The sequence below is a fragment of the Aquitalea sp. ASV11 genome (assembly GCF_016429185.1).
In the GTDB taxonomy this organism is placed as follows: domain Bacteria; phylum Pseudomonadota; class Gammaproteobacteria; order Burkholderiales; family Chromobacteriaceae; genus Aquitalea; species Aquitalea pelogenes.
Map to the genome: position 1 here is coordinate 44628 of NZ_JAELUD010000016.1, position 18984 is coordinate 63611.

At 59.0% G+C, this 18984-nt stretch carries 16 protein-coding genes; 7 read left to right on the forward strand and 9 right to left on the reverse strand.

Annotation, left to right across the window (positions count from 1 at the left end):
• Positions 1-17: 17 nt before the first annotated feature.
• Positions 18-1226 (reverse strand): amino acid aminotransferase, encoded by a 1209-nt coding sequence (locus tag JHD62_RS07760; protein ID WP_045848045.1) that lies wholly within the window; start codon positions 1224-1226, stop codon positions 18-20.
• A 295-nt stretch (positions 1227-1521) separates the two neighbouring features.
• On the opposite strand from JHD62_RS07760, the gene JHD62_RS07765 reads away from it, so the two are divergent.
• Positions 1522-1806 (forward strand): hypothetical protein, encoded by a 285-nt coding sequence (locus JHD62_RS07765; protein WP_131354372.1) that lies wholly within the window; start codon positions 1522-1524, stop codon positions 1804-1806.
• 76 nt (positions 1807-1882) lie between these two features.
• On the opposite strand, the gene JHD62_RS07770 is transcribed toward JHD62_RS07765, so the two are convergent.
• The 6 genes from JHD62_RS07770 to selD all read right to left on the reverse strand — a co-directional run bounded on the left by JHD62_RS07770 (position 1883) and on the right by selD (position 10028).
• Positions 1883-2257, reverse strand: coding sequence for a cupin domain-containing protein (locus JHD62_RS07770; protein WP_199102418.1), 375 nt, complete (start codon positions 2255-2257; stop codon positions 1883-1885).
• A gap of 34 nt (positions 2258-2291) precedes the next feature.
• Complete coding sequence (locus JHD62_RS07775; protein WP_199102419.1) at positions 2292-2792, reverse strand: DUF2867 domain-containing protein; 501 nt, start codon at positions 2790-2792, stop codon at positions 2292-2294.
• 167 nt (positions 2793-2959) lie between these two features.
• Entirely contained in the window at positions 2960-3646 is a 687-nt protein-coding gene (locus tag JHD62_RS07780; RefSeq protein ID WP_199102420.1) for a CDGSH iron-sulfur domain-containing protein, read from the reverse strand.
• A gap of 180 nt (positions 3647-3826) precedes the next feature.
• Complete coding sequence (clpB, locus tag JHD62_RS07785; protein ID WP_045848041.1) at positions 3827-6406, reverse strand: ATP-dependent chaperone ClpB; 2580 nt, start codon at positions 6404-6406, stop codon at positions 3827-3829.
• Positions 6407-6629: 223 nt separating this feature from the next.
• Positions 6630-8648: a methyl-accepting chemotaxis protein gene (locus JHD62_RS07790; protein WP_199102421.1), complete on the reverse strand. Its 2019-nt coding sequence runs from the start codon at positions 8646-8648 to the stop codon at positions 6630-6632.
• 339 nt (positions 8649-8987) lie between these two features.
• Positions 8988-10028, reverse strand: coding sequence for a selenide, water dikinase SelD (gene selD, locus JHD62_RS07795; protein WP_199102422.1), 1041 nt, complete (start codon positions 10026-10028; stop codon positions 8988-8990).
• 19 nt (positions 10029-10047) lie between these two features.
• On the opposite strand from selD, the gene mnmH reads away from it, so the two are divergent.
• Together mnmH and mnmC are read left to right on the forward strand one after the other, a co-directional pair.
• Positions 10048-11088 carry a tRNA 2-selenouridine(34) synthase MnmH gene (gene mnmH, locus JHD62_RS07800; RefSeq protein WP_199102423.1) on the forward strand — a complete coding sequence of 347 codons (1041 nt, stop codon included), beginning with the start codon at positions 10048-10050 and terminating at the stop codon, positions 11086-11088.
• A 133-nt stretch (positions 11089-11221) separates the two neighbouring features.
• Positions 11222-13198 (forward strand): bifunctional tRNA (5-methylaminomethyl-2-thiouridine)(34)-methyltransferase MnmD/FAD-dependent 5-carboxymethylaminomethyl-2-thiouridine(34) oxidoreductase MnmC, encoded by a 1977-nt coding sequence (gene mnmC / locus JHD62_RS07805; RefSeq protein WP_199102424.1) that lies wholly within the window; start codon positions 11222-11224, stop codon positions 13196-13198.
• Here the strand turns inward: mnmC and JHD62_RS07810 are convergent.
• Together JHD62_RS07810 and JHD62_RS07815 are read right to left on the reverse strand one after the other, a co-directional pair.
• A complete protein-coding gene (locus tag JHD62_RS07810; protein WP_199102425.1) occupies positions 13166-13630 on the reverse strand; it encodes a thioesterase family protein in 465 nt (154 codons plus the stop codon). The genes mnmC and JHD62_RS07810 overlap by 33 nt on opposite strands.
• A gap of 361 nt (positions 13631-13991) precedes the next feature.
• On the reverse strand, positions 13992-14762 hold the full coding sequence (locus JHD62_RS07815) for a sulfite exporter TauE/SafE family protein (protein WP_199102426.1): 771 nt from the start codon (positions 14760-14762) through the stop codon (positions 13992-13994).
• A 299-nt stretch (positions 14763-15061) separates the two neighbouring features.
• On the opposite strand from JHD62_RS07815, the gene JHD62_RS07820 reads away from it, so the two are divergent.
• The 4 genes from JHD62_RS07820 to kdpB all read left to right on the forward strand — a co-directional run.
• Positions 15062-15253 (forward strand): hypothetical protein, encoded by a 192-nt coding sequence (locus JHD62_RS07820; RefSeq protein ID WP_045848034.1) that lies wholly within the window; start codon positions 15062-15064, stop codon positions 15251-15253.
• A 312-nt stretch (positions 15254-15565) separates the two neighbouring features.
• Positions 15566-15655, forward strand: a complete 90-nt coding sequence (gene kdpF / locus JHD62_RS07825; protein ID WP_045848033.1) for a K(+)-transporting ATPase subunit F — start codon at positions 15566-15568, stop codon at positions 15653-15655.
• 1 nt (position 15656) lies between these two features.
• Positions 15657-17465, forward strand: a complete 1809-nt coding sequence (gene kdpA / locus JHD62_RS07830) for a potassium-transporting ATPase subunit KdpA (RefSeq protein WP_199102427.1) — start codon at positions 15657-15659, stop codon at positions 17463-17465.
• Between the two features lie 117 nt (positions 17466-17582).
• Positions 17583-18984 (forward strand): potassium-transporting ATPase subunit KdpB (kdpB, locus tag JHD62_RS07835; protein WP_199102430.1); only part of this gene is annotated, 1402 nt, incomplete at its 3' end.

Genomic DNA, 18984 nt, shown 5'->3' on the forward strand with positions numbered 1-18984 from the left:
CGTCAGGATGAAATCAATCAGCCCTTGACTACCTTGGCGATGGCTTCAGCCACATACGGCAGGTTCTTGCTGTTCAGCGCAGCCAGACAGATACGACCGGTGGATACGGCGTAAATGCCGAATTCGCTCTTCAGCACTTCCACTTGAGCCGCAGTCAGGCCGGTGTAGGAGAACATGCCGCGTTGCTGGGCAACGAAGGAGAAGTCCTGCTCAACACCCTGTGCCTTGATGGCGTCAACCAGACCGGTACGCATGGCGCGGATACGGTCACGCATGCCAGCCAGTTCGTCTTCCCACTGCTGACGCAGTTCCGGGCTGGACAGCACGGCAGCCACAATGGCAGCACCGTGGATCGGCGGGTTGGAGTAGTTGGTACGGATAACGCGCTTCAGTTGCGACAGCACGCGGCCGGTTTCTTCCTTGCTGGCAGTCACGATGGACAGGGCGCCAACACGCTCGCCGTACAGCGAGAAGCTCTTGGAGAAGGAGCTGGACACGAAGAATTGCAGGCCGGAAGCCGAGAACAGGCGCACGGCAACGGCGTCAGCATCGATACCGTCGGCAAAGCCTTGATATGCCATATCCAGGAAAGGAACCAGACCCTGAGCACGGCATACTTCCACCACTTCAGCCCACTGGGCGTCGGACAGGTCGGCACCGGTCGGGTTGTGGCAGCAGGCATGCAGCACGATGACGGAACCGGCAGCCAGACCTTGCAGGAAGGACTTCATGCCAGCAAAGTCAACACCACGGGTCGCTGCGTCGTAGTAGGGGTAGTTTTCCACGGTGAAACCGGCGGATTCAAACAGCGCGCGGTGGTTTTCCCACGACGGGTTGCTGATATAAACCTTGGATTCCGGGTTCAGGCGTTTCAGGAAGTCGGCACCAATCTTCAGTGCACCGGTACCGCCCAGAGCCTGGGCAGTCACTACCTGACCATTGCTGATCAGCGCGCTGTCGGCACCGAACAGCAGGTTTTGCACGGCGCTGTCGTAAGCGGCCGGGCCTTCGATCGGCTGATAGCCACGCGGCAGCAGCGCATCAACGCGGGCCTTTTCCGCGGCCTTGACGGCGGCCAGCAGCGGGATCTTGCCATTGTCGTCGCTGTAAACACCCACACCCAGGTTCACCTTGAAGGGACGGGTATCAGCGTTGAAAGCTTCGTTCAGGCCAAGAATCGGGTCGCGCGGGGCCAGTTCCACCGCGGCGAAGATCGAAGAGGTCATGCAGGGGCTCCATTTGCTTTGCAGAACAGCCGCAACCGGGCGCTGACAATGCAGCAGGCCACGGCTGATTGATGAAAATCTTTGTCCGGGACAAAGTTTACCACCATCTGCGGGCTTGCTGCGCTGCAAAGCCGACAAAACAACAAGCTGCCAGCGCATTTGTGTCTGACAGGACATTGCATACAATCCACCGCCCGGGCACGGCATCCATGCCTCTGACTTGAACCTTCTTGAACCTTGCACGCCAAGGTCTAGTCTCAATGCAAGTACAAACGCATGATGAGGAGTTCTGACCATGAAAAAAGGCATCCTGCTGTTCTGGCCGTCTTTTCTGATCGCCGCGCTGGCTACCAGTGTGTTTTTCTCGATTTTCGACCCCGCCGAGCTGACCCTGCACGGCAATGCCCTGTTTGCCGACAAGCTGTCGGCCTACTCGGTATTTTTCCTGATCAGCTGGGCTTTTGGTGCGCTCAATACTGCCATTGTGCTGGTACTGGAAAAGTCCTCCCGCGACATTAACGGCTTTACACCGCCACCGGTACAACCCATGGATGATGCGGAAGACCCGCTGCGCAGCTGAAACGGCGTGGTGCGTGGGCAGACAAGAAAGGGCGACCCGCGTCGCCCTTTTGCTTGACTGTTTTCAGCCAGACGCATCAGCCATGAGACGGCGCAACCGGAGTCTGCCCCACCACAAAGTATTTGCGCACCGGCTGCACCACCTCGAACACGCCGGTGAAACCTGCCGGTATCACCGCCGCTTCGCCAGGCTTCACTTCCACCACTGTCCCGGCTTCATCATGCAGGCGCACCAGTCCCTCGATCACGCAGAAAAATTCGTGCTTGTTATCGGCAAAATGAATGCGCCAGGCACCGGTCTCACAGGCCCAGATGCCACAACTGAGCGCCTCGTCGGCGGTTTCGTAGTGGGTCCAGGTATGACGCTGCGGATTCCCGGCCAGCAGTCGATCCGCACGGGGCTGGTCGGCTACTGGTGTCACTGCCTGGGAAAAATGGGTGATGGCGGGCATGCGGCTTGTTTCCTGCAAACGAAAAACACCATTATCACCGTAGCTGCCCGCTGGAGCCAGACTCACCCAGCCGCTGCGCCATACGGCGCAACATCAGCTTGCTCAGCAGCCAGTGCACAGGCAACACCAGCGCCAGATACAAGCAGCCACTCCAGTGATGTGGCCGTACCCAGGTTTCAACCTGCAGCCGACTGCCACCAGCCTCGGGGCTGACTGACAGCAGAATGCGGAAATCCAGATGACGGTCATCCTCCCCCAGTACCGCCAGTTGAGGGCCAAGGTGCATGATGCGGAACATGCCGATATGGCCGCCCGGTTGCAAAGACAGGGTTCCGGCCTGCTGCATGGGGCCGGTCTTGAGGCCAAAGCGTGCCACCAACCGGTTACGCCATGCCATCAGGGCGTCAGCCCAGCCTGGTGCAGCAGTGGAAAAAGCCGTCAGCAGCTGTGTTGCGCCAAGGCCGACCCCTCGGCAATGTGCCTGATGCATGTCGCGAAACGGGTAATGCGCAGCCTGTGGCAGGGAGTCCGGCATATATGGTGTTCCAGGGGCGAAAAGCTGATTATCCTGCCGATCCTGTCAGTCACTCCATGCCTGAAACTACCTAGTAGCGAGTGTTATCGGTGCTGCAATCAACTTGGATCCGATCTCGCAGGCCTGGTTTGTCTCTTTCCAAGCCTGCCGGCAAAGCCAGGCAACATTCAGAGCCCGTCTTGCCACTTGATGGACGCATGCGAGCCGTCACAAAACGGCTTGTTAGCAGAAGCTCCGCAGCGGCATAAGGTCATACGCTCCCGTACCGGATAGGGCTTGTCGCCTTCGACATCCAGCGCATCCGCTGCTTTCACCCACAAGGCAGCCGAACAGTGCAGTTTCGGGTCCTCCAGCAAATAGAGGGCCTGGGTATCAGGCTCTTTGCTGATTTGCTTTTGCGACTGGATATCCCACACTTTCAAGCGACCGGCAGGGCAATATTCTGCCTCGCGTACAGCCAAGGCTACCGACGCGGCATCCTCCTGCTCCACCAGATTCCAGATCTGGCCACCCGCATCGCAAAAGCGAGCAAAAGCACAGAGTTTTTCGGCATCGGACAAAGCAGCGACCGGCCCCTCTTGCAACTGTGCTTGCTGGAAATAGTCTGCGCGGGTCGCTTCTACCCGGCCATCGAAACCGGTGGTCTGGTGACTGCCATCACAGTAGGGCTTGTTGGCGGAATGACCACACCGGCATAACAAGCTGCCTTCTTCCTGCAATGGAAAAGCTTTGCCTTCGCGATAGCTCCAGGACAAGCCTTGTGCGTTTGGCTGAATGAACAGTTGGGTGATTTGCCTGGCACCCGCCACGCGATAGGGCCCATTGGCCAAAACAGTAATTTTCAATGCTTTCATTGCCTGCTCCTGTGCGCTATTGAGCTAACCTTGCCGCATTATGTGACTGTCTGTTGGTACGGTAACTGGGGCTTATCACAGGTGGCGCAATGACTTTTCCGATGGATCTGCCGGAAGTCGCCAAATGCAATAAAAAAAGCCGACCTGCTGGGTCGGCTTTTGGCAGTAGGTGTTTTCCAGTCAGGCAAACACCAGCTGACCGTCGCGTGCTTCCACCATGATGGTGGCCTTGGGCGGATACTTGCCGGCCAGAATGGCCTTGGCCAGCGGATTTTCCAGCTCGTTCTGGATGGCACGCTTGAGCGGACGTGCGCCATAGACCGGATCGAAGCCTTCTTCCGACAACAGCGACAAGGCGTCTTCGCTGATCTGCAAATTCAGCTCCAGCTTGGCCAGACGTGCTTCCAGACCCTTGAGCTGGATACGGGCAATGGCCTTGATGTTCTTCTCGTCCAGACCATGGAACACCACTACCTCATCGATACGGTTGATGAACTCGGGGCGGAAATGGGTTTTCACCTCGGCCATCACCGCCAGCTTGATCACCTGATAGTCATCCGTCGCCATGGCCTGGATTTGCTGGCTGCCCATATTCGAGGTCATCACCACCACCGTGTTCTTGAAGTCCACGGTGCGGCCCTGGCCATCGGTCAGGCGGCCGTCATCCAGCACTTGCAGCAGGATGTTGAACACATCCGGATGCGCTTTTTCCACTTCGTCCAGCAGAATCACGCTGTATGGCTTGCGGCGTACTTGCTCGGTCAGATAACCGCCTTCTTCGTAACCCACATAGCCGGGAGGTGCGCCAATCAGCCGCGCCACCGAGTGCTTCTCCATGTACTCGGACATGTCGATGCGGATCAGATGCTCTTCGCTGTCGAACATGAAGCCAGCCAGCGTCTTGCACAGCTCGGTCTTGCCCACACCGGTCGGCCCGAGGAACAGGAAGGAACCATAGGGCTTGTTGGGGTCGGCCAGGCCGGAACGCGAACGACGGATGGCATCGGCCACTGCGCGCACTGCTTCGTCCTGCCCCACCACGCGCTGGTGCAGCACTTCTTCCATGCGCAGCAGTTTTTCCCGCTCCCCGGTCAGCATTTTCGATACCGGAATGCCCGTAGCCCGGCTGATGACTTCGGCAATTTCCTCGGCACCTACCTGGGTACGCAGCAAGCGGTTGGGCTTGTTGTCCGCACCGGCATCAGCTGCTTCGGCTTCACGCAGCTGCGCTTCCAGCTGCGGCAGCTTGCCATATTGCAGCTCGGCCAGTTTTTGCCAGTCGCCCTTGCGCTTGAGGTCTTCCATGTCCACCTTCAGGCGGTCGATTTCCTCCTTGATGGACTGACTGCCTTGCGCCGCGGCTTTTTCTGCCTTCCAGATTTCTTCCATGTCGGCGTATTCACGCTGCAGACGCTGGATTTCGTCTTCGATCAACTGCAGGCGCTTCTGGCTGGCCTCGTCGGTTTCCTTGTTGACCGCTTCACGCTCGATTTTCAGCTGGATCAGGCGGCGGTCCAGCTTGTCCATGGCTTCGGGCTTGGAGTCCAGCTCCATCTTGATACGGCTGGCGGCTTCATCGATCAGGTCGATGGCCTTGTCCGGCAGGAAGCGATCAGTGATATAGCGGTTGGACAGTTCGGCCGCCGCCACGATGGCCGGGTCGGTAATGTCCACACCATGGTGAATTTCATACTTCTCCTGCAAGCCACGCAAAATGGCGATGGTGTCTTCCACCGTCGGCTCATTCACCAGCACCTTCTGGAAGCGGCGCTCCAGTGCGGCATCCTTTTCGATGTATTTGCGATATTCGTCCAGCGTGGTGGCACCGATGCAGTGCAGCTCGCCACGCGCCAGCGCCGGTTTGAGCATATTGCCGGCATCCATGGCGCCATCGGCTTTGCCCGCCCCAACCAGGGTGTGGATTTCGTCGATGAAGATCAGCGTCTGGCCGTCGTCCTTGGACAAGTCATTCAGCACCGCTTTGAGACGTTCTTCAAATTCGCCACGGAACTTGGCACCGGCAATCAGCGCCGCCAGGTCCAGCACCAGCAGGCGCTTGTTTTTCAGGCTGTCCGGTACTTCGCCGTTGACGATGCGCTGGGCTAGTCCCTCGACAATGGCGGTCTTGCCCACGCCCGGTTCGCCAATCAGCACCGGGTTGTTCTTGGTACGGCGCAGCAGGACCTGAATGGCGCGGCGGATTTCGTCATCGCGGCCAATCACCGGGTCCAGCTTGCCGTTACGGGCACGCTCGGTCAGGTCGGTGGTGTACTTTTTCAGTGCCTCGCGCTGGCTTTCCGCGTCCTGACTGCCCACGGTCTGGCCGCCACGCACCGCCTGGATGGCAGCCTGAATGGCGTTGTGATTACCACCATGTTCTTTCAGCAGGCGGCCGGTTTCACCCTTGTCCTGCGACAGGGCGGACAGGAAGGACTCGCTGGAGATGTATTCATCCCCTTGCTTGGTGGCAATCTTGTCGGTGACATTCAGCAAGTTGCCCAGCTCGCGCGACACGGTGATTTCACCATTGGTGCCCTGCACTTTCGGCAGGCGCTGGATGGCGCTTTTGAGTGCCAGTTTCAAGCCCGGCACATTGACACCGGCACGGGCCAGCAGGCCGCCGATACCGCTGTCGTTGTCATCCATCATGGTCAGCAGCAGGTGTTGCGCCTCGATATAGGCATTGTCTTCAGCCAGCGCCATGCTTTGTGCGTCGCCCAGGGCCTGCTGGAATTTTGTCGTCAGTTTTTCGAATCTCATCAAAAAGCTCCCTTCAAACAAGATAACGCTCTGTTTGCAATATTCACGCATGCCACACAGCCTGCCCGACCAGAAGGTGCAGCCATCTGACACTGCATATGCGGGCAGATTTCAGCGCCACAAGACGTGGTATGTTTTTTTCTCATGACTAAAGACCATCATGGCAACAATAGAAAAAGCCGGATGGTCTATCCGGCTTTTTCTATTCCAGTGCGGGCAGAAATCAGGTTCGGAAGGCCCGTACTTCCTCTTTCAGCGCATCGGCCAGACCCGCCATATGTCGCGCGGTTTCTGCCGAGCGTTCGGCCGCATCGTTGCTGGCTTCGGCCTGCCGGGCCACCGAATTCACCCGCTCGGCCATATGCTCCACGATGTCACGCTGTTGCGACAGTTCGCGATTGATGTTTTCCACCACTTCCATCGCGCGACGCGAGTCTTCCACGATGGAGCCGATTGCCTGACGGGCGGCCGAGGTAATGGCAGCGCCTTCGGACGCCTGCACCACCGATTGGCGCATGGATTTGACCGCGCCTTCGGTTGCATCCTGGATCTTGCTGATCATCCCGCTGATTTCCTGGGTAGAGACACTGGTGCGCTCGGCCAGCTTGCGCACTTCGTCAGCCACCACGGCAAAGCCACGCCCCATCTCACCGGCACGCGCCGCCTCGATGGCGGCATTCAGTGCCAGCAAATTGGTCTGATCGGCAATATCGTGAATCACGTTGACGATGGCGGTTATCTGCTGCGCGCTGCTCTCCAGCATTTTCAGGCTGTCGGCTGCACCGGCCAGGGTGGCGGAGATCTGGCTGACGCCATCCACTGCGGCCACCAGGCTCTGGCTGCCTTCCATGGCTGCGGCACTGGATGCGCGGGCGGCATCGCTGGCTTCACCGGCCACTTTTTCGATTTGCGCCACACCGGCAATCAGCATGCCGGTCTGCTCGGACATGGCCTGCGCACTCTGGCGCTGCTCACCCGAGCTGGCGGCAGCGGCACCGGCCTTGTCGGACAAATCCTGTGCGGCGTGGTCCAGGTCCACCGCATGCGAGCTGGTGCGGTTGAGTGCCTGCTGAAAGCTGTCCAGCAGGCTGTTCATGGCATCGGCCACCTGCCCTACTTCGTCCTTGCGGTTAATGGCCAGCCGCCGGGTCAGGTCACGGCTATCGCGGATATTGCCTACGTCAGCCACCAATTGCTGCACGGGCCTTGCTACCAGGCGACGGGTAAACAGCAGCAGGGCCAGCGCCAGAATGGTCAGCAGCAAGGCAGCACCACCAGCCAGCCACAACAGCAGCTGGCGGTTTTCCTTCTCCAGTTCGCTACGGGTTTCATTGCTGACGATCATCCAGCCCCATGGTTTGTAAGTGGCATAGGACAGCATGTGTTCGGCCACACCGGCCTCACCGGGCAGCTTGACGTTGAGATTGCCCTGACCGGCCGCCATCAGCTCGTTGGCATAGGCCTGGCCGTTGGCATCAAGGTCCTTGCTGACGGCCCGGCCGGACAATTTGGGATGCTGGACATACTGCCCGTAGCTTCTGGAAGCCTTGTTGACGTCGATGATGTCGACATGACCGCTTTCGGCCAGCTTCACCTTGGACAGGCGTACCAGCAAACCGGCAATGCCCTCGGTGGCACCTACGCCGACAAAGGTAGCGCCGATGACATTCTGCGCAGCATCCTTGATGGGGCTGTAACTGGTGATGTAGTCACGACCATACAAGTCCACCCGGCCGGAATAGTTCTCGCCATTCATCAGCTGGGCATAAGCCGGGCTGGCGTGATCGAGCTTGCTGCCCAGCGCGCGCCCGCCATCTTCTTTCAATACAGAGGTAGCAACACGGACAAACTCGTTGCCGTCCTTCACAAACAGGGTGGCGACATTACCGGTCTTGGAGGAAAAACGGTCAACAATGTCATTGTTGCCATTGACCGGCGTGCTGCCCAACACCAGTGCTGGCGTTGAGGTACCGGCCACGTCGATGCGGATGGCCGGGTTAAGGGAGAATGCGCCACCGATTTCGCCCAGCAGGACTTTCTCGAACTGCCGGGTGGTGATCTTGAGCGATTCATTGAAGGCATCAATCATGTTGAGTGACTGCGTCAGCAGCTGCGCCTGTACCTTTTCCGTCCGCTCTTGCATCACCCGTCCGGTGAACACATAAAGTGGCAACATCAGGGCCATTGCCACCACTACCATCAGGACTACCTGGGTCGTTACCAGCCGCGACCCAATGCTCATGCCTCGCTTCATCAGCTTCACCCTCTACACTGCCGCACCTGTTTTACAGGATTGTTTATTTATAATTCAGTATCTTTTTGAAATACTGGCTTTATATCAGCGAACAAGAAAAATGCGCGAGAAACATGCAATTGTCAATGCGAACCCACGCTCTTGCCATTGCTGATCAAGCAAGAACAACGCCAGCAATACCTGTACATTCAGTCAGCTTAAAGCTTCATTCAGCAGCATAGCCTGCTTTTCCGCAGTGGGGGTGCGACCGCATCGCCAGCGGCAAGCGGACAACAAAAAACCCGACAGTGCGTCGGGTTTGCTGTGGTTTGAACGGTATCAGTCCATTCAGTCAACACGAATGCGGGCAGCGCCGGCCTCCAGCCTGCCAATCACGCGGGCGTAGTCGTAACCCTGGGCATGGAAAGCAGCCAGTACGGCATCTGCCTGCTCCGGCGCCACGGACACCAGCAAGCCGCCACTGGTTTGCGGATCGGCCAGCAGGCGACGCTGCCACTGCGGCACGCTGTCGGCATAATCGACAGCCTGATCAAAACTGGCCTGATTGCGTTCGATGGCGCCCGGCCCATAACCCTGCTCGGCAAAGGCCTGTGCTTCACGAATCACCGGAATCCGTGCCATCTCCAGCTGCGCTTGCAGGCCGGAGCCCTTGCAGATTTCCAGCAAGTGCCCCAGCAGGCCAAAACCGGTGACATCGGTCAGCGCATGTACACCGGGCAGTTGCGCCAGCGTGCTCCCCACCTTGTTCAACTGGGTGGTGGAGGCAATCAGCGCCTGATAGCCTGCCTCGTCCAGCACGCCCTTTTTCATGGCTTGCGCCAGAATGCCGACACCCAGGCCCTTGCCCAGAATCAGCACATCCCCCGCGCGGGCATCGCTATTGCGCTTGAGCTTGTCCGGATGTACCAGTCCCAGCGCCACCAGGCCGTAAATGGGTTCCGGCGAGTCGATGGAGTGTCCACCGGCAATCGGAATACCGGCGTCGGCGCACACGGCCTGGCCGCCATCCAGAATGGCGCGGATGGTTTCCACCGGCAGCACATTCACCGGCATGCCGACAATGGCCAGCGCCATGATGGGTGTGCCACCCATGGCGTAAATATCCGACAGCGCATTGGTGGCAGCAATGCGGCCAAAGTCGAAGGCGTCATCCACAATGGGCATGAAGAAATCGGTAGTGGCCACAATGGCCTGCTCGTCATTCAAGCGATACACCGCCGCATCATCACTGGTCTCGGTGCCGACCAGCAGTTGCGGGAACACCATTTTTTCCCTGGCGGTGGACAGGATGGACTCCAGTACCGCCGGTGCGATTTTGCAGCCGCAGCCACCACCATGAGACAATTGCGTAAGTTTGATTTCAGCCATCTTCAGGATCACTTTCCCAATGCACTTCAAGGTCGCGACGCTAGCACAGCTGGCGCAGTTTGACGAGATCATCGACGTGCGCTCGCCCGGCGAGTTCGCCGAGGATCATCTGCCAGGTGCCATCAACTGCCCGGTGCTGGATGACGCAGAGCGGATTCAGGTCGGCACGCTGTACAAGCAGGTGAGCCCGTTCGAGGCGCGCAAGCTGGGGGCGGCACTGGTAGCACAAAACATTGCCCGCCATCTGCAACAGCAGTTTCACGACCGGCCCAAGCACTGGAAACCACTGATTTATTGCTGGCGCGGCGGTCAGCGTTCGGCGTCGATGGTCATCATCTTCAGCCAGATCGGCTGGGCGGCCCACCAACTGGATGGCGGTTACAAGCAATACCGCCAGCAAGTGCTGGCCGACCTCGCCAGCCTGCCTGCACAGTTGGACTTGCAAGTGATTTGCGGCCCGACCGGTTCCGGCAAAAGCCGGCTGCTGGATGCACTGCACCGTGCCGGCAAACAGGTGCTGGATCTAGAAGGTCTGGCCCGACACCGGGGTTCGGTATTGGGCAAGCTGCCCGATCAGGCACAGCCGACGCAAAAATGGTTCGACACCCAGCTGCACCAGGCCATGCTGCGGCTGGACCCGGCGCGGCCGGTATACATAGAGGCCGAAAGCCGCAAGATCGGCCAGATCACCCTGCCGGACAGTCTGTTTGCCCGCATGCACGACAGCGACTGCCTGCAGTTGCAGGTGGCACTGCCCGAACGGGTGCGCTTCCTGCTGGAGGACTACCCGTTTTATGTCAGCGAGCCGGAAAGACTGGAAACGCAACTGGGTTTTCTCAAGGCCGTGCATTCGCGTGAGCAACTGCAACAATGGCAGGCCATGATCAGCCACGGCGACTATGCGGCACTGGTGGAACAATTGCTTGAACAGCATTACGACCCGCTTTACACCCGCTCCATGCATAGGCATTACCACCGGCTGCAACAGGCAGTGCTACTGAAGCCGGACAGCCTGCAGGCCGATGCACTGGATGCGCTGGCCGCCAGCCTGCCTGGTTAAGCAGGGTGTGCACTGCCCCGGATTAACCGTATTTGCCCGGTCGCATTGCGGCTGACGGTTCATCACACGGGTGTACAGCCGGTGAAAGGGGTAGAATAGGCCCCTTCCCGCCCTCCTTCCCCTTTTGTTTGGCATGAGTTCACACGCACAACTCGACTGGCTGGATGGTCAGCCTGTTTCGGTCGCCTTTGGTGATGTCTATTTTTCCCGCAGCAGTGGCCTGGACGAAACCCGTCACGTCTTCATCCGGCACAACCAGCTGGAGGAACGCTTTGGCGACTTGCCGGCCCAGGGACAGTTCTGCATCGGGGAAACCGGTTTTGGTACCGGGCTGAATTTCCTCTGTGCCTGGCAGCACTTTTTGCAGCATGCACCGGACAGCGCACGGCTGCACTTCATCAGCACGGAAAAATACCCGCTAAGCCGGGACGACTTGCAACAGGCGCTAGCCTTGTGGCCGGAACTGGCCCTCCAGGCAGAACAGTTGTTGCAGCAATACGATGTGCTGACCGACGGCTGGCACCGCTTTGTGCTGGAACAGGGACGCATCATGTTGACCCTGCTGATTGGCGATGTGCTGGAAACATTGCCACAGCTGGATGCCCGCATCGATGCCTGGTTTCTTGACGGGTTTTCTCCGTCCAAAAACCCGGACATGTGGCAGCCCGCCCTGTTTGCCCAGTTGGCACGCCTGTCTGCGCCGGGCGCCAGTTTTGCCACCTTTACCAGTGCCGGTTACGTACGCCGTGGCCTGAAAGAAGCCGGGTTTGCGGTGCGCAAGGTAGCCGGACATGGCCAGAAACGTGAAATGAGCTGTGGCGAACTGCTGACGCCGCCAGCCAGGGCATGGTCGGCCCCCTGGTATGCCCGTCCCGCGACAGTCGCGCAACAAGAACGCAGCGCCATCGTGGTGGGAGGCGGTATTGCCGGGGCAGCCACCGCCCACAGCCTGGCCATACGCGGCTGGCAAGTCACCCTGATTGAACGCCTGCCTGCACTAGCCCAGGCGGCGTCCGGCAACCCGCAAGGCGTGCTTTACACCAAGCTGTCGCCGCACTTCACCCCGCTTACCCGTCTGATACTGGCAGGCTATGCCTATTCCTTGCGCTGCCTGCACCAGCATTTGCCGCAGGGCGAAGACAGCTGGCAAGCCTGTGGTGTGCTGCAACTGGCGCACGACAGCAAGGAGGCCGAACGCCAGTCCAGACTGGCCGAAGCAGGCTTGCCTGCCTCACTGCTGCATTTGGTAGACAAAGAGGAAGCCAGCCAGATAGCCGGACTAGCGTTGCCATCCGGCGGGCTGTTTTTCCCGCAAGGTGGCTGGCTGAATCCACTCAGCCTGGTGCAAGCCTTGTGCGCTCACCCCAATATCCAGCTACGTACCAGCCATACCGTCATCGAGCTGGATTACAACCCGGTCGAGCAGAGCTGGCTGGCCAGCAGCGAACAAGGCCCGCTGGCCATGGGCAGTGCGGTGGTGCTTTGTACCGCCGCCGATACCGCAGCATTCGACAGCACCAGTCATTTGCCACTTAAGGCGATCCGTGGCCAGGTAAGCACCCTGCCGGTGACCGCCGAGAGTGCCGCCTTGCAAACCGTGCTGTGCGGTGAAGGCTATGTTTCACCGGCACGCCATCAGCAGCATTGCGTTGGTGCCACCTTCAAGTTTGACGCAGACAATCTTGACGTCACGGCAGACGAACATGCGGAAAACCTGGACATGCTGGCAGGGCTGGCACCGGCTCTGCACCAGGCCTTGCAGCCCGATACCGTGAGCGCGGAGAAACTGGGTGGCCGCGCCGCCTACCGCTGCACCAGCCCGGACTACCTCCCCATCATCGGCCCGGTGGTGAACCGGCAGGACTTTGCCAACTGCTACAGCGCACTGGCCAACGATGCCACGCTGCCACTGACACAAGCAGCACCGTATATTCCCGGCCTGTATGTGAATGCTGCCCATGGCTCGCGCGGCATGATTACCGCCCCGCTGTCCGGCGAAATCATTGCTGCCTATCTGGAAGACGAAGCCGCCCCGCTACCGGTAGACCTGATGCAGGCCGTGCACCCCAGCCGCTTTTTACTGCGCCGACTGATTCGCAAACAGGGCTGAGCCTTCGGGCTGGCTGGCCACCGCCTGTTCAATCACCTGGCGGATGTCATCCGGAATGGCCACCGGCACCCCGGCCTGGTAATCCACCCACACCAGGGTGACGTCTCCATAGGCATACACGGTGTGCGGGTCACCCTGCCGGTAGAAATGGTGACGCAGCTGCAGGCTGCTGCGCCCCAGCTTTTCCAGCTCGATGGTGATTTCCACCGTGGCCGGATAGGTCAGTTGCTTGCGGAAGGTGCAGGAAGTGCTGGCCAGAACCGGCCCCCTGCCCTGCGGGTTGATGCTGTGCCCCATGGACTCCAGCCAGTTAAGGCGGATTTGCTCCAGATAGCGGAAGTAATAAGTATTGTTGAGATGGCCAACCGCATCCATGTCACCCCAGCGCATGGTGATGGTCTGGCGGTCAATGACCGGGTAGGTTTTTTCCAATATGTTCTCCTTACCTTTACGTCATGCTGTGCTGCATCATAACGACAGCCGTCAAAATCCGTCACAAAAAAACCATGCAATGATGCTACTGACTATCGGTACGGCTTGCGCATAATCAGCCTGTTCCTGCTTTACAACTTGTGTAATGCAGGAACATGGCTGTCAGTCAGGTGATCGGTTCCCCCGGCCCACCTGACTAACAGCTCCTGAGCGAAGGTGCAAGCTGGAGCCCCGTCCCCCAAGGCCGGGGCTCGTTTTTTTCCTGCGGCTGACATCCAGCAGCACACCAGCCAGCTACAAAGCAAAAGGGCCGCAGATGGCGGCCCTTTTCATCTCATTGAGCAATCAGCCATTGCCGGCATTACATCACCAGCTTGGCCCCCACCACGGCCAGCATGACCGCGAGCGCAGGGCGCAACCAGCTGTCGGTCAGGCTGCGAGTCAGCTTGCTGCCCAACCAGATGCCCGGCAGCGAGCCCATCAGCAGGTTAAGTAACAGCATGTAATTGAGGTTACCCATGCTGGCATGGCCCAAACCCGCCACCAGCGTCAGCGGAACGGCATGGGCAATCTCGGTTCCCACCAGGCGTCTGGTAGGCAGGGCCGGATACAAGGCAAACAAAGCCAGGGTACCCAGCGCGCCGGCACCAATCGAACTGAGGGTGACCAGCACACCAAGGCCCACGCCAATCAGCACGGTGGGCAAGGGCTTTAGCACCAGCTCGGCCTGCGGATTGCCAGCCGGGTTGATCAGCTTCATCAGCTTGGGTTTGAGCAGGATGGACGCGGCGGTCAGCAACAGCGCAATTCCCAGCACCAGCTTGAAGACCGAATCCAGCACATGGCTGGAGAGATGCAGCCAGGACAAGAGTCCCAGCGTCAACAGCGAAGCGGGCACGCTGCCCATGGACAGCCAGCCGGTCAGCTTCCAGTCCACGTGTTTTTGCTTGTGATGGACAAATACCCCACCGGCCTTGGTCACGGCGGCATACAGCAAATCGGTGCCGACGGCAGTGGACGGCGAGATGCCGAACCACAGCAAGATGGGGGTCATCAGGGAGCCTCCACCCACGCCGGTCAATCCGACGATGAAGCCCACCACCAGACCCGCAATTGCATATCCTAACTCCATGACCACTCCAGACTAAGTTCTGGCGCTATGCTACTGCACACAACATATAACCAACTAGATTGTTTGATTTATTCGATATTCAATAAAAGTCTATACCGCATCGCAACAGGGTTATACGGGAATGTCGGCGTCAAATCTGCTACAAATAACCATACGTGGGGAGATGTAGCGCGGCAAACACACAACATTTTGGGAATTGCTTGACTGATCAGGCTTTACAAATGTTTGAAATACAGTCAAGTTTTAATGGTTGGCACAACCAACCGCATGTAGTAGTACCCACATCAGGAGGTGCAAGGATGATTTCCCGTATTCCTCTCAGCGTCCGCCGCAAGCAGGCGCGTGATCAGCATGAAAGTTTTCTGTACGCGGTAGCCAAACCGCAATTGAGTGACACCGAACGCTGCCGGCAACAAAAGGTTCGCCAGCGCGCCCATGACCGTGATGATGCCCGCTTCATGGCCGAACGCTGCGAAGACGATCTGTTCTAGACACACTTCAACACTGCAAGACACCATGGCGCCACTCGCTGGCGCCTTTCCCCTTTTGCCTTTCGCCACACCCCGCAGACACCCCACACAGGCATGCATCCCGGCATGCCTGCTGATTTTTATCTTTTCTTTATCTCCCCTCCGCGCTTTTTAGCAGGTTTTTGACACCGCTTTGCGTACCTTTCACTGGCACATAACGTCCACCAAAGGAAACGCAAAATGGATTTGGTCTACCTGGGCCTGACCCTGGGCTTTACCGCGCTGACATTGGCTTTTGTCGCAGCCTGCCAGCAGCTGGAGGGCAAATAAGCCATGAACCTGTTTTATCTGATCAGTACCGTGATCGCACTGGGACTGCTGGGCTATCTGGTCTACGCCCTGGTCAAGCCGGAGAACTTCTGACATGAGCACACCTGCCTTTCTCCAACTGGGGCTGTTCCTGCTTGTCCTGCTCGCACTGGCCTGGCCCCTGAGCAGCTATATCACCCGCGTCATGCAGGGGGAAAACCCCGGTGTACTGCGATTTGTTGCGCCACTGGAACGCGGCGTATACCGCCTGGCCGGTATCCGGCCTGATGAAGACATGGGCTGGCGTGGCTATGCAGTGGCCTTGCTGCTGTTCAATCTGCTGGGCGCACTGGCGGTTTATGGCCTGCAGCGTTTGCAGGGCATCCTGCCCTTGAACCCGCAGGCACTGGCCGGCGTTGCGCCAGACTCTGCATTCAATACCGCCATTTCCTTCATCACCAATACCAACTGGCAAGGCTATGGCGGCGAAACCACCATGAGCTACCTCACCCAGATGCTGGGCCTGACGGTACAAAACTTCCTGTCGGCAGCTACCGGGGCCGCTGTGGTGATTGCGCTGATCCGTGGTTTTGCCCGCCACAGTTCGGCCAGAATCGGTAACTTCTGGGTCGATGTCAGCCGCTTTACCCTTTATATCCTGCTGCCGCTGTCTCTGGTGCTGGCTCTGGTATTCACCCAGCAAGGTGTGATCCAGAACCTGCTGCCTTACCAGACAGCACACACCGTTGAGGTGACGCAGTTCCAGCAGCCCAAACTGGATGCCAAGGGTAGCCCGCTCACCGGCAAGGATGGCAAGCCTGTCATGGTAGACAGCCAGACCCGGCAGCAAACCCTGCCGATGGGACCGGTGGCCTCGCAGGAAGCCATCAAGATGCTGGGCACCAATGGCGGTGGTTTCTTCAATGCCAACTCGGCCCATCCGTTTGAAAACCCGACCCCGCTGTCCAATCTGCTGCAAGAGCTGGCCATCTTCCTGATTCCGGCCGCCTTGTGCCTGGTATTCGGCCGCATGGTAGGTGACAGGCGTCAGGGCTGGGCCATTCTGGCTGCCATGCTGCTGATGTTTGCCACTGCCGTAGTGGTGGAAACCGGTGCCGAACAGGCCGGTGTACCGCAACTGAGCGCCATGGGGGTGGACCAGCAAGCCAGCAGCATGCAGGCCGGCGGCAATATGGAAGGCAAGGAAAGCCGCTTCGGCATTATCGATACCTCACTGTTTACCGTCATCACCACTGCGGCATCCTGCGGGGGGGTGGTGGCCATGCATGATTCGCTCACTCCTGTCGGCGGCCTGGTGCCCACCTTCCTGATGCAACTGGGCGAAGTGGTATTTGGCGGTGTCGGTTCCGGCCTGTACGGCATGCTGGTCTTTGCCATTCTGGCGGTGTTCATTGCCGGGCTGATGGTGGGACGCACGCCGGAGTATCTGGGCAAGAAGATTGAAACCTATGAAATGAAGATGACCGCCATCGTCATTCTGGTGACGCCCATTCTGGTGCTGGTACTGACCGCCATCGCCGTCAGCGTGGATGCGGGCAAGGCCGGTATCGCCAACCCCGGCGCACACGGTTTCAGCGAAATCCTCTATGCCTTTACCTCCGCCGCCAACAATAACGGCAGTGCCTTTGCCGGGCTGTCGGCCAACACGCCGTTCTACAACATCATGACCGCCATCGCCATGTTCTTTGGCCGCTTTTTGATGATTGTGCCCATCCTGGCCATTGCCGGTTCGCTGGCCGCCAAAAAGCGCCTCGCCGTCAACAGCGGCACCCTGCCCACCCACGGCCCGCTGTTTGTGGTGTTGCTGATCGGCACCGTGTTGCTGGTAGGCGCACTCAACTACGTTCCGGCACTGGCGCTGGGCCCGGTGGTGGAGCAACTGCAAATGGTGAGCGGACATTAATCCTGCGGGCGGACACGCAACAGGATCAAGGAAATCAATATGAACGATCGCAATCATTCTTCTGTTTCTGCCACGGCAGAACAGCCTGCCGGCCAGCAAATCAAGACTGGCAAAGGCATGTTTGACCCGGCGCTGATCAAGCCGGCCATCATCGACTCTTTCAAAAAGCTGTCGCCGCGTACCCAGTGGCGCAATCCGGTGATGTTTGTCGTGTATGTAGGCAGCATCCTGACCACCGCACTGTGGCTGCAGGCCCTGTTTGGCAAGGGCGAGGCCGCCCCCGGCTTCATTCTGGCCATTACCCTGTGGCTGTGGTTTACCGTGCTGTTTGCCAACTTTGCCGAAGCACTGGCCGAGGGCCGCAGCAAGGCACAGGCCGCCAGCCTGCGCTCGGCCAAGAAAAACGTGGTGGCCAAGAAGCTGTCCGGCCCGCGCCGCGACGCTGGTGTCACCATTGTGGACGGCCACAGCCTGAAAAAGGGTGACATCGTGCTGGTGGAAGCCGGGGATGTGATTCCGGTGGATGGCGAAGTGATTGATGGCGTGGCTTCGGTGGACGAATCCGCCATTACTGGCGAATCTGCCCCGGTGATCCGCGAATCCGGTGGTGATTTTTCCTCGGTCACCGGTGGCACCCGCGTGCTGTCAGACTGGATCGTGGTGAAGATTACCGCCAATCCGGGTGAAACCTTCCTCGACCGCATGATTGCCATGGTGGAAGGGGCCAAGCGGCAGAAAACCCCGAATGAAATCGCCCTCACCATCCTGCTGGTGGCGCTGACCATTGTGTTCCTGATTGTCACCGTGACCCTGCTGCCCTACTCGCTGTTCAGTGTGGAAGCGGCCAAAGCGGGCTTGCCCATCAGCATCACCACGCTGGTGGCGCTGTTGGTATGCCTGATTCCCACCACCATTGGCGGTCTGCTGTCGGCCATTGGCGTGGCTGGCATGAGCCGCATGATGGGGGCCAATGTGATTGCCACCTCCGGCCGTGCGGTGGAAGCTGCGGGTGATGTGGACGTGCTGCTGCTGGACAAGACCGGCACCATCACCCTGGGCAACCGTCAGGCATCGGCTTTCATCCCGGCACCGGGCATCAGCGAACAGCAACTGGCTGATGCCGCCCAGCTGGCCTCGCTGGCGGATGAAACCCCGGAAGGTCGCTCCATCGTGGTACTGGCCAAGCAAAAGTTCAACTTGCGTGAGCGTCAACTCGCCAGCCACGAAGCCAGCTTCATTCCGTTTACCGCCCAAACCCGCATGAGCGGCATCGACTACGATGGCCGCGAAATCCGCAAAGGTGCCATCGACGCCATCCGCCGCCATATCGCCGAGCAAGGCGGTGTCTTCCCCGATGCACTGGGCAAGAGCGCCGATGAAGTAGCCCGCCGCGGTTCTACCCCGCTGCTGGTGGCCGAAGGCAATCGTGCGCTGGGGGTGATCGAGCTGAAAGACATCGTCAAGGGCGGCATCAAGGAGCGCTTTGCCGAGCTGCGCCAGATGGGCATCAAGACCATCA